This is a genomic window from Streptomyces sp. NPDC046881, from assembly GCF_040645015.1.
Lineage (GTDB): Bacteria > Actinomycetota > Actinomycetes > Streptomycetales > Streptomycetaceae > Streptomyces.
In genome coordinates this window covers 31187-44228 of sequence record NZ_JBEYXJ010000075.1, presented here as the reverse complement: position 1 = coordinate 44228, position 13042 = coordinate 31187, and the positions used below count along the sequence as shown (strand labels likewise).

The 13042-nt window shown below is 76.5% G+C and carries 1 protein-coding gene; it reads right to left on the bottom strand.

The window, feature by feature from the left end:
• A partial coding sequence (locus ABZ923_RS28720) for an SDR family NAD(P)-dependent oxidoreductase (protein ID WP_361476942.1) occupies positions 1–12798 on the bottom strand: 12798 nt, incomplete at its 3' end.
• Positions 12799–13042 lie beyond the last annotated feature (244 nt).

The following is a 13042-nucleotide window of genomic DNA, read 5'->3' as shown; positions in this document are numbered from 1 at the left end:
GACGACGGCGGTGAGGGGGTGGTCGGCGGGGACGGTGTCGAGGAGGCGGGCGAGTTGGTCGCGGTCGGTGGTGTCGCAGGCGGTGAGGGTGACGGTGGCGCCGAGTCCGGTGAGCCGGGTGTGCAGGTCCCGGGCGCCGGGGGCGTCCGGGCCGCGGCGGCTGGCCAGGAGCAGGTGCCGCACCCCGTGCTCGCGCACCAGGTGCTCCGCCAGGACGGTGCCCAGCGCGCCGGTCGCACCGGTGATCAGCACCGTGCCGTCACCCCACTCGGGCGCGGTGGCGTCCGCTGCCGCGCGGGCCCAGCGGGGCACGAGCAACGTGCCCTCGCGGAGGGCCAGTTGCGGCTCGCCGGTGGCGAGCGCGCCGGGCAGCGCGGTGAGGTCGCCGTCCTGTTCCGCGTCGACGAGGACGAGCCGGTCCGGGTTCTCCGTCTGCGCGGAGCGCACCAGCCCCCAGACCGGGGCGTGCACCAGGTTCGTCCCGCCGGTGGCGCCCCGCGTGACCACCACGAGCCGCGACGCGGCGAACCGCTCGTCGGCCAGCCAGGCCTGCAGGTCGCCCAGGACGCCTTCCGTCACCTCCCGCACGGCGTCGGGAACCTCCGCCTCCGGGTGTTCCCCCACCGGCAGCAGCACGTACGGCGGGACCTCGGCACCGGCGTCCACCGCGCGGACCAGGGCGGGCAGGCCGTCGTACGCGACCGTAGCGCCGTACGCCGCCGTCCCGGAGCGGCCGAGCACGGCGAGCGAACCGGCCGCGGGCTGCGCCGGCTCCTGTGGGAGCGGCGTCCACTCCACCCGGAACAGCCCGTCGCGGCCCCCGCCGTCCGCGGCCCGCAGCGCCTCCGCGGACAGCGGCCGCAGGGTGAGCGCGTCGACCGAGACCACCGGCGCGCCGGTGGGGTCGCAGACCGTCAGGGCGTACGTCGGCGAGTCCGGGTCGCCGGCGGCCGGCGCCAGCCGGACCCTGAGGCTCGCCGCGCCCGTCGCGTGCACCGTGACCCCCGACCAGGCGAACGGCAGCCACGAGCGGCCCCCCGGTCCCGCCACCCCGGGCAGCACCGGATGCAGCGCCGCGTCCAGCAGCGCCGGATGCACCAGGAAGCGTCCGGCGTCCGCGCGCCACTCCTCGTCGAGGGACACCTCCGCGTACAACGCGCCGTCGGCGGCCGACGTCCACAGGCGGCGCAGCCCGCTGAACGGCGGCCCGTACGCGTACTCCGCCTCGGCCAGCCGCTCGTAGACGCCGCTCAGGTCGACCTCGGTGGCGCCCGCCGGGGGCCAGGCCCGCAGCTCCGCGCCGGGACCGCCCGCGGTGTCCGTGAGCCGGCCGTGCGCGTGCAGCGTCCAGCCGTGCTCCTCACCGCCGTCGCGGCCCGCGTCCGGCCGGGAGTGCACCCGGACCGAGCGCCCGCCGGCGTCGTCGGGGGCGACGGACACCTGGAGCTGGACGCCGCCGCGCTCGGGCAGCACCAGCGGGGCGGCGAGCGTCAGCTCCTCGACCCCGGCCGCACCGGTGCGCTCCGCCGCCGTCAGCGCGAGGTCCAGCAGACCGGTCGCGGGCACCAGGACGGTGCCGGCGACGGCGTGACCGGTGAGCCAGGGCAGCCCGGAGCGCGACAGCCGCCCGGTGAAGACCTGCTCGTCCCGGCCGGCCAGGGCGACCGCGGCCCCGAGCAGCGGATGGTCCGCCTCGGCGAGCCCCAGGCCGTTCGCGTCGCCCGCCGCGGCGGGCGCGTCCAGCCAGTACCGCCGGTGCCGGAACGCATAGGTCGGCAGATCGGTGCGCCGGGCGCCCGGGAAGACCCGCTCCCAGCGCACCGGGGCGCCGCGCAGCGCGAACCGGGCGAGGGCCGTGGCGAACGCGACGCCCTCCGGCCGGTCCCGGCGCAGCGCCGGCACCAGCGCACCGGTGTCCGTGCCGTCGAGGCAGGCGCGGGCGAGCGCGGTGAGCACCCCGTCCGGGCCGAGCTCCAGCCACTCCGTGACCCCGAGGCCGGCCAGGTGCCGCACGCCGTCCATGAAGCGGACCCCCTCCCGGATGTGCCGGGTCCAGTACTCCGGGGAGGTCAGCTGCTCGTCGGTGGCCAGCACACCCGTCACGTTCGACACTATCGGGATCTTCGGCCGGTGGAACGTCAGGCCCTTGGCCACGGACCGGAACTCGTCGAGGATCTCCGCCATGTGGGCCGAGTGGAAGGCGTGGCTGACCGGCAGCCGCCTGGTCCGCACCCCACGGGCGCGCCACCCGGCGGTGACCGCGTCGACGGCCTCGGCGTCCCCGGAGACCACGGTGGCCAGCGGCGCGTTGACCGCGGCGACCGTCACCGCGTCGCCGAAGCCGGCGAGGGAGGCGCGTACGTCCTCCTCGCCCGCCTCGATCGCGGCCATCGCCCCGCCCTCGCGCGCCGCCTGCATGAGACGGCCGCGCTCGGCGATCAGCACACAGGCGTCCGGCAGGTCCAGCACACCCGACAGGTGCGCGGCGGTCACCTCGCCGAGGGAGTGGCCCAGCAGGAAGTCCGGGACCAGCCCCTGGTGTTCGGCGAGCCGGAACAGCGCGGTCTCCACGGCGAACAGCGCGGCCTGGGTGAACGCGGTCAGGTCGATCAGCGCCGCGTCGGCGGAGTCCTCCGGCGCGAACAGCACCTGCTTGACCGGCCGTACCAGCTCCCGGTCCAGGTGCCGGCACACCTCGTCGAACGCCTCCGCGAACACCGGGGAGGCCTCGTACAGTTCACGGCCCATGCCGAGCCGCTGCGCCCCCTGCCCGGTGAGCAGGAAGGCCGTCCTGCCGCGCGGCACGGTCCCGTCCTCGCGGACCACCGCCGCCGACGTCTCACCGCGGGCCGTCCGCTCCAGCGCGTCCAGGAACCCGGCACGGTCGGTGGCCACGACGGCCGCGGCCCGGCCGTGCAGGGCACGGGTGGTGGCCAGGGAGAAACCGATGTCCGCCAGTGCCGTGCCGGAGGCGTCCACGTGCGCGTGCAGCCGCGCCGCCTGGGCCCGCAGGGCGTCCTCGTCCCGTGCCGACAGCAGCCAGGGCCCGGCGCCGGCGGAGTACCCGGCCGGCTCCTCGCGCGGTTCCTCGGCGGGCGGCTCCTCCAGGATGACGTGGGCGTTGGTGCCGCTGATGCCGAAGGAGGAGACGGCGGCGCGGCGGGGGCGTGCGGTGGGGCCAGCGGGCCAGGGGACGGGTTCGGTGAGCAGGCGCATGGTGCCGGTGGACCAGTCGACCATGGGGCTGGGGTTCTCGGCGTGCAGGGTCCTGGGCAGGGTGTGGTGGCGGAGGGCCTGGATCATCTTGATGATGCCGCCGACGCCCGCCGCGGCCTGGGCGTGGCCGATGTTGGATTTGAGTGAGCCGAGCCAGAGGGGCTGGTCGGGGGTGTGGGCGGCGCCGTAGGTGGCGAGGATGGCCTGGGCTTCGATGGGGTCGCCGAGGCGGGTGCCGGTGCCGTGGGCCTCGACGGCGTCGACGTCCGCCGGGCCGAGCCCCGCGTCCGCCAGGGCCGCCCGGATGACCCGCTCCTGGGAGGGGCCGTTGGGCGCGGTGAGCCCGTTGCTGGCCCCGTCCTGGTTGACCGCGCTGCCGCGCAGCACGGCGAGGACGCGGTGGCCGTTGCGGCGGGCGTCGGAGAGACGTTCGACGAGGAGGAGACCGACGCCTTCCGCCCAGCCGGTGCCGTCGGCGTCGGCGGAGAAGGAGCGGCAGCGCCCGTCGGCCGACAGCCCCCGCTGCCGCGAGAACTCCACGAAGACACTCGGACCCGCCATCACGGTCACCCCGCCGGCCAGGGCGAGGTCGCACTCGCCGTTGCGCAGGGCACCGGCGGCCAGATGCAGGGCGACGAGCGAGGAGGAGCAGGCGGTGTCGACGGTGACGGCCGGCCCCTCGAAACCGTAGGTGTACGACAGCCGCCCCGAGATGACGCTGGAGAGGTTGCCGGCGAGCAGGAAACCCTCGAACTCCTTCGGGCTGGAGGCCAGCCGCGACACGTAGTCGTCGTACATGGCGCCGGTGAACACACCGGTGCGCGAGCCGCGCAGGGCGGCCGGGTCAAGTCCCGCGCTCTCCAGCGCCTCCCAGGCCGTCTCCAGCAGCAGCCGCTGCTGCGGGTCCGTCGCCGTCGCCTCGCGCGGCGAGATCCCGAAGAACTCGCGGTCGAACTGGTCGGCGTCGTGCAGGAACCCGCCGTGCCGCACGTACGACGTTCCGGTGGCGGCCGGGTCGGGGTCGTAGAGCCGCTCCAGGTCCCAGCCCCGGTTGACCGGGAACTCGCTGATGGCGTCGGCGCCGTCGGCGACCAGCCGCCACAGGTCGTCCGGCGAGGCCACCCCGCCGGGATAGCGGCAGGCCATGCCCACGATGGCGATCGGCTCGTCCGCGGAGGCGGCCGTACGGACCGGGGCCGCGACCGGGGGAGCGGTGGGAGCGGCCACCAGCGACACCAAATGGTCGGCGAGGGCCTGCGGCGAGGGGTGGTCGAAGACGACCGTGGTCGACAGGCGCAGGCCCGTCGCCGCGATGAGCTGGTTGCGCAGTTCGACACCGGTCAGAGAGTCGAACCCGGCCTCGCTGAAGGCGCGCTGCGGATCCACGGCCGCCGCGTCGCTGTGCCCGAGCACCCGCGCGATCGTGGCCCGCACCAACTCCAGCACGGCGCCGCCGCGTTCCTCCTCGGGCAGGGCCGCGGTCCGCTGCGCCCAGCCCGTGTCCGCACCGCCCGCGCGGGCGGCCGTACGACGGGACACCGGCCGCACGAGTCCGCGCAGCAGCGCCGCCGGCTGCTCGTCCCGGCCGCGCAGCGCGGGCAGGTCGAAGGCGACCGGCGCCAGCAGCGCGGCGGGCTGGGCCAGCGCCCGGTCGAACAGCGCGAGCCCCTCGGCCGGTTCGAGCGCACGGATGCCCGCGCGGCGCCACCGGGCCACGTCGGCCTCACCGAGCGTGCCGCCCATGCCGCCCGTCGCGTCCCACAGGCCCCAGGCCAGGGAGACGGCGGGCAGGCCCTGTGCCCTGCGGTGCGCGGCCAGCGCGTCCAGATAGGCGTTGCCGGCGGCGTAGTTGGCCTGGCCGGGGGTGCCGACGAGACCCGAGACGGAGGAGAACAGGACGAAGGCGGTGAGGGGGTGGTGGCGGGTGAGGTCGTGGAGGTGCCAGGCGGCGTCGGTCTTGGGTCGCAGGACGGTGTGGAGGCGGTCGGGGGTGAGGTCGGTGAGGAGGCCGTCGTCGAGGGTGCCTGCGGTGTGGACGACGGCGGTGAGGGGGTGGTCGGCGGGGACGGTGTCGAGGAGGCGGGCGAGTTGGTCGCGGTCGGTGGTGTCGCAGGCGGTGAGGGTGACGGCGGCGCCGAGTCCGGTGAGCCGGGTGTGCAGGTCCCGGGCGCCGGGGGCGTCCGGGCCGCGGCGGCTGGCCAGGAGCAGGTGCCGCACCCCGTGCTCGCGCACCAGGTGCTCCGCGAACAGGGCGCCGAGACCGCCGGTTCCGCCGGTGATCAGGACGGTGCCGTCGGCGGCGAGGCGCACCGGCTCGCTCGCGGCACCCGCCCGGCCGAGGCGCGGGACCAGCAACCCGCCGTCCCGGACGGCCACTTGCGGCTCGTCCGTGGCCAGGGCGGCCGTCAGCAGGGACTCGTCGTCCGGGCCGGTCACATCGGCGAGCACCAGCCGGCCCGGGTGCTCGGACTGGGCCGAGCGCACCAGCCCCCAGACCGGAGCGGAGGCCAGCCCGGTGATCTCCTCGCCCTCCCGCGCGGCCACCGCCCGCCGGGTGACGAGGAGCATACGGGCCTGCGCGTACCGTTCGTCCGCGAGGAACCGCTGGACCAGCCCGAGGACGTGCCGTGCCGTGGCGTGCGCCGCGGCGGCCGGGTCGTCCCCCTCGGCGGCGAGCTCCCCGACGCGCACCAGCACGGTGAACGCGCCGCTCTCGTCGGGGAGTTCGCCGCCGGTCGCCGCCACGAGCCGCACCTCGTCGGCGGCGGGCGAGGGAAGCCGATGCCACTCCACCCCGTACAGGGCGTCCGCCGCGCCGTCGCGTACCGCGAGCCCGCCGCGCGGAACCGCGCGCAGCGCCAGCGACGCCACGGACGCCACCGGCGCTCCGGAGCCGTCGGCGAGGGACAGCGCGAAGCTGTCCGGGCCGGTGGGGGAGATACGGGCGCGCAGCTCGGTGGCCCCGGCCGCCCGCAGCTCCATGCCCGTCCAGGCGAACGGCAGCCGCACCGCCCCGTCGCCCGCGGCCTCGGCGGCGTGCAGGACCAGCGGGTGCAGCACGGCGTCGAGCAGCGCGGGGTGCACTGCGAAGCCGGCGGCACCGGTCCGCTGTTCCTGGGGCAGCCGGACCTCGGCGTACAGCTCGTCGCCGGCCCGCCACACGCGGGTCACGCCCTGGAAGGCGGGGCCGTAGACGTATCCGGCCTCGGCGAGGCGCTCGTAGACGTCCTCGGTCGGCAGCTCCGTCGCCCCGGCGGGCGGCCAGGCGGCCGGACCGGCGGCGGGCGCGGCGGCCGGGCCGCCCAGGAGGCCCGAGGCGTGCCGGGTCCACTGCGGGTCCCCGTCCGCGGCGTGGCCGGGCCGGGAGTGCACCGCGAAGGGCCGCAGGCCGTCGGCGTCGGGCGGGCCGACGGTGACCTGGACCCGTGCCGCCGCCTCGGCGGACAGCACCAGCGGCGTCTCCAGGGTCAGTTCCCCGATCCGGTCGGTGCCCAGCCGCTCGCCGGCGGCCAGCGCCAGCTCCAGGAAGGCCGTGGCGGGCACCAGGACGCTCCCCGCGACGGCGTGGTCGGCCAGCCACGGGTGGGTGGCGGTGGACAGCAGACCCGTGAGCACCAGGTCGCCGCGGTCGGCCAGCTCCACGGCCGTGGACAGCAGTGGGTGCCGGGCCGGGTCCAGCCCGAGGGAGCGGGCGTCCGCCGGGGCCCCGGAGGGCAGCCAGAACCGCTCCCGCTGGAAGGGGTACGTCGGCAGATCGGCCGGGCGGCCGCCCGGGAAGAACGTGGCGCCGTCGAGCGGCGCGCCGTGCACGCGCGCGGTCGCCAGCCCCAGCGCGAGGGTCTCGGACTCGGGGCGGCCCGCCCGCAGCAGCGGTACGGCCACGGCCGGCGCCGGTCCGTCCAGGACCGCCCGCACCAGGGCGGTCAGCACCGCGTCGGGCCCGATCTCCACGAACACCGTCGCACCGCGCGCCCGCAACTCGCGGACGGCGTCGTGGAACCGCACGGCCTCGCGGATCTGCCCGCTCCAGTAGTCCGCGGAGGACAGTTCCGCGGCGGTGGCGACCCGGCCGGTCACCGTGGACACGATCGGGACGCCCGGCTGGCGGAACGTCAGCTCCGCCGCCACCGAACGGAACTCCTCGAGGATCTCGTCCATGTGCGGCGAGTGGAAGGCGTGACTGACCGTCAGGCGGCGCGTCCGGCGGCCCCGGGTCCGCAGCCGCTCGGCCACCTCCTCCGCCGCGTCCGCGTCACCGGAGAGCACGACGGCCCTCGGCCCGTTGACCGCGGCCACCGCGAGACGGCCCGCGAACTCGGCCAGCTCGCCGACCAGTTCGTCCTCGTCCGCCTCCACGGCCACCATCGCGCCGCCCTCGCGCGCCGACTCCATCAGCCGGCCGCGCGTGGCCACCAGCCGGGCCGCGTCCGCCAGGGAGAGCACGCCCGCGCAGTGCGCGGCGGCCAGCTCGCCGATGGAGTGCCCGGCGAGCAGGTCCGGGACGAGCCCGTGGTGCGTGGCCAGCCGGAACAGCGCGACCTCGATCGCGAAGAGGGCCGGCTGGGTGTACGCGGTACGGTCGAGCAGCGCCGCCTGGGCACCGTCCTCCGCGGCGAACAGCACCTCCCGCAGCGGCCGTTCCAGGTGACCGTCGAAGGCCGCGCACACCTCGTCCAGCGCGGCGGCGAAGACGGGGTGGCCGGCGTACAGCTCGCGCCCCATGCCGAGGCGCTGGGCGCCCTGGCCGGTGAAGACGAAGGCCGTACGGCCCGCTCCCGACGCGTCACCGGCCACCGTACGCGCGTCGTCCCGGCCCTCGGCGAGGGCACCGAGACCCGTCAGCAGGTCCTGCGTGGTCACCCCGACGACGGCCGCCCGGTGCGGCAGGGCCGTCCGGTGGGCGGCCAGCGTGTACCCCACGTCGGACGGGTGCGTCCCCGTGGCGAGCACCAGATCGCGCAGCCGGCCCGCCTGGGCGCGCAGCGCCGCCGCGTCCTGCGCGGACAGCAGCCACGGCACCGGCACGGCCGGCTCGGCGGGCTCCGGGGCGGACACCGGCTCGGGGGCCTCCTCCAGGACGACATGGGCGTTGGTGCCGCTGATGCCGAAGGAGGACACGGCGGCGCGCCGCGGCCGGCCGGCGTCCGGCCACACGGCCGGCTCGGTCAGCAGGGACACCGCGCCCGCGGACCAGTCGACCAGCGGCGTGGGCTCCTCGACGTGCAGGGTGCGGGGGAGCAGGCCGTGCCGCATGGCCTCGATCATCTTGATCACGCCGCCGACGCCCGCCGCGGCCTGCGCGTGCCCGATGTTCGACTTCAGCGAGCCGAGCCGCACCGGGGACGTGTCCGGGCGGTCCTGCCCGTAGGTGGCGATGACCGCCTCCGCCTCGATGGGGTCGCCGAGGCGGGTGCCGGTGCCGTGGGCCTCCACCGCGTCGACGTCCGCCGGGCCGAGCCCCGCGTCCGCCAGGGCCGCCCGGATGACCCGCTCCTGGGAGGGGCCGTTGGGCGCGGTGAGCCCGTTGCTGGCGCCGTCCTGGTTGACCGCGGTGCCCCGGACCACGGCGAGCACCCGGTGGCCGTTGCGCACGGCGTCCGACAGCCGCTCGACCACCAGCAGACCCACGCCCTCCGCCCAGGAGGTGCCGTCGGCCGAGGCCGCGAACGCCTTGGACCGGCCGTCCGCGGCCAGCCCGCGCTGGCGGGAGAACTCCACGAACATGCCCGGCGACGACATCACCGTCACCCCGCCCGCCAGGGCCAGCGCCGACTCGCCCGACCGCAGCGAACGCACCGCCAGGTGCAGGGCGGTGAGCGAGGAGGAGCAGGCCGTGTCGACGGTCACCGCGGGACCGACCAGCCCCAGCTGGTAGGCGATGCGCCCGGACAGCACACTCGGGGTCGTACCGGTGAGCACGTGCCCCTCGACGCTGTCGGGGGCGTCCTGCATCCGCGGCCCGTAGTCGAGCGCCGTGGCACCGATGAACACGCCGGTACGGCTGCCCCGCAGGCCCTCCGCGTCCAGGCCGGCCCGCTCGACGGCCTCCCACGCGGTCTCCAGCAGCAGCCGCTGCTGCGGATCCATCGCGAGCGCCTCGCGGGGCGAGATGCCGAAGAAGCCGTTGTCGAACCAGGCGGCGTCGTCCAGGAAGCCGCCCTCGCGCACGGTGCTGTGCCCGCTGCGCCCGGGATCGCCGTCGTACAGCTCCGGGTTCCAGCCGCGGTCCGTCGGGAAGCCGGACACGGCGTCCCGCTCCTCGACCAGCAGCCGCCACAGGTCCTCCGGCGAACGCACCCCGCCCGGGAACCGGCAGGCCATGCCGACCACGGCGATCGGCTCCTCGGAACCGGCCGGCCCGGCCGGCTCCGGCGCCACGGCCGGCCGCGTCCCCTCCAGGAGCGCGCCCAGCCGCTCGGCGAGGGCCTCGGGCGTCGGGTGGTCGAAGAGCAGCCCGCCCGGCAGCCGCAGCCCGGTCGCCGCAGCCAGCGCGTCACGCAGCTCCACCGACATCAGCGAGTCGAAGCCCAGCTCCTTGAACGTGGCCCGGGCCGGCACCGGCTGCCCGTCCGGGTACTCCAGCACCCGGGCGGCCTCCCGCTGCACCAGCTCCCGCACGTCCGGCGCGGCCGTGGCCGCCGGAGCGCTCCGGGTGTCCGCGACCGGAGCCGACGGCAGGGCCGGGCGGGCCGTGCCGCCGACCCAGTAGCGCTCCCGCTGGAAGGCGTACGTGGGCAGCGGCACCCGGCGCGCGCCCCGGCCCGCGTGCACGGCCGCCCAGTCGACACCGGCGCCGTGCGCGAACACCCTGCCGACGGCGGCGAGCAGGGAGGGCACCTCGGGGCGCTCACGGCGCAGCGCGCCGGCCGTGACGATCGTGCCGTCGCCGCCCACCGAGGCGTCGGCCATGGTGGCGCAGACCGTGTCGGGGCCCAGCTCCAGGAACAGGCCCGCGCCCGCGTCCGCCAGCGCCCGCGCCGCGTCGGCGAAGCGCACCGGGCGGCGCACCTGCTCCACCCAGTAGTCCACCGAGGCCCACTCGTCGGCGACCGGCCGGCCGCTGACCGTCGACACGGCCGCGACTCGGGGCGCGCGCAGGGTCAGCGCGCCGACCACGGCGCGGAACTCCTCCAGCATCGGCTCCATCAGGGGCGAGTGGAAGGCGTGCGACACCGACAGCCGGGCCGTCCGGTGGCCCTGGGCGGCCAGCTGCCCGGTCACCGCGAGGACCGTCTCCTCGGCGCCGGAGACCACCACCGCGCGCGGCCCGTTCACCGCGGCGACACCGGCCCGCTCCTCGTGACCGGCCAGCAGCGCGAGGACCTCGTCCTCCGTGGCCTCCACCGCCACCATGGCGCCGCCGGCCGGCAGCGCCTGCATCAGCCGTCCGCGGGCCGCGACCAGCCGGGCCGCGTCGGCCAGGTCCAGCACCCCCGCGACATGGGCGGCGGCGATCTCACCGACCGAGTGACCGGCGACCAGGTCCGGCCGCAGACCCCACGACTCCACGAGCCGGTACAGCGCGACCTCCACCGCGAACAGCGCGGGCTGCGTGGACCCCGTCTCGTCCAGGCCCTCGCCGGAGGCGATCACGTCACGCAGCGGACGCTCCAGCAGCGGATCGAGTACGGCGCACACCGCGTCGAACGCCGCCGCGAACACCGGGAACGCCTCGTACAGCTCCAGGCCCATGCCGGCGCGTTGCGCGCCCTGGCCGGTGAACAGGAAGGCGAGCCCGGCGTCGGTCGCGGCCCCGGTCACCACCCGCGGCGAGCGCTCGCCGCCGGCGAGGGCGGCCAGGGCGGCGAGCAGTTCGCCCCGGTCGTCGGTGGGGACCGGCAGGACCGCCCGGTGCTCGAACACACTGCGGGTCGTCGCCAGCGACCACGCCACGTCCAGCGTCCCCGCCGCACCGTCCCGCCCGAGCACGGCACCCAGCTTCGCGGCCTGCCCGCGCAGGGCCGCCTCGGAACGGGCGGACAGGACGAGAGCGGCGAAGGGCAGGGGGGCCGGGGGTGGGGTGGGGGAGGGGGTGGTTGTGGGGGTGCCGGCGGAGTCGGGGGCGGCTGTCGGGGTGCCGGTGGCAGCGGCTTCGGCACCGCCGGCGGGGGCGTCGGCGGTTTCGAGGTCGGTAACGGAGGCGTCGGCGACTTCGGCACCGCTGGTGGGGGCGTCGGCGGTTTCGAGGCCGTCGCCGGGGACATCGGCGGCTTCGGGGTCGGTCGTGTGGGCCGGTGCGGGCAGTGGGGGCTCCGCCACGACCACGTGGGCGTTCGTGCCGCCCATGCCGAAGGACGACACCCCGGCCACCAGCGGTGCCTCGGGCGCGGGCCAGCCGGTCGGCTCGTCCTGCACCCGCAGACCCAGCTCCGCCAGCGGGATCCCCGGGTTCGGCTCGGCGAAGTTCAGGCTCGCGGGAAGCCGGCGGTGGCTGATCGCCAGCAGCGTCTTGACCAGGCCGACCATCCCGGCGGCACCTTCGAGGTGCCCGACGTTGGTCTTCGCCGAGCCGACCCGCAACCGCTCCTCGTGGCCGCGTCCGGCACCGAGCACCGCACCGAGGGCAGCCGCCTCGATCGGGTCGCCCACGGGCGTGCCGGTGCCGTGCAGCTCGACGTACTGCACGGCCGCGGGCTCGACCCCGGCCCGCCGGTACGCCTCGCGCAGCACCCGCTCCTGCGCCTGCCGGTCGGGCACGGTCAGCCCCGGGGTCGCACCGTCGTTGTTGACCGCGCTGCCGCGGATGACGCCGTAGATGCGGTCGCCGTCCGCGATCGCCCGGGCCAGCGGCTTGAGCAGGCAGGCCGCCCCGCCCTCGCCGCGGACGAAGCCGTCGGCGCGCGCGTCGAAGGTGTACGTCGTCCCGGTCGGCGACAGCCCGCCGAACCGCTCCTCGGCCAGCGCCCCTTCGGCCAGCAGATGCAGGTTGACGCCCGCGACCAGGGCCGCCTCGGACTCGCCCGCCCGCAGGGACGCGCAGGCCAGGTGCACCGCGACCAGCGAGGACGACTGCGCGGAGTCGACCGTGAGGCTCGGGCCGCGCAGACCGAGGTGGTACGACACCCGGTTGGCGATGACGCCCCGGTTGACGCCCGCCAGCGTGTGCTGGGTGACCGCCTGTTCGCCGTGCTGGTAGAGCAGCGCGGTGTAGTCGTCGCGCAGGGTGCCGACGAACACCGCGGTGCGGCTGCCGCGCAGGGACCGCGGCAGGACGCCCGCGTCCTCCAGCGTCTCCCAGGCCAGTTCGAGCACCAGCCGCTGCTGCGGGTCCATGGTGACGGCCTCGCGGGGCGAGACCCCGAAGAACGCGGCGTCGAAGGTGTCCACCGCGTCGAGGAACCCGCCGCGGCGCATGCCGGGTTCGGCGGCCTCGGGGACCGTGCCGGTCGCCGCGGCCGTCCACCGCCCGTCGGGTACGTCGGTGATCGCGTCCCGCCCCTGGAGCAGCAGGTCCCAGAACGCGTCGGGTCCGTCGGCTCCGGGAAGCCGGCAGGCCATGCCGACGACGGCGATGCCCTCGGCGGTGTCCTCGTCGTGTCCGGGGCCGCGGACGACCGGGTGGGAACGCTGCTGATCCGTCATGGCGTTCGACTTCCCTTTCCAGCTCGCACCGGTCGGAGTCGCCGGCCGGCAAAGGCGTTTCGGAGAAAGCACGCCGATCGTAGGCAGGCGCTGCTCTCCGGCTTCTCAGCAGCCGTCAACCGCCCGGTAATCGCGGGCTTCCCGGCAGGAGATCGGCTCATTACCCGGTGATGGTCGACATGTTGATGCCCGCCCCTAATGTTGCCGACGGAATGCACGCCACGTCACGAGAAGGCAGGTTGAC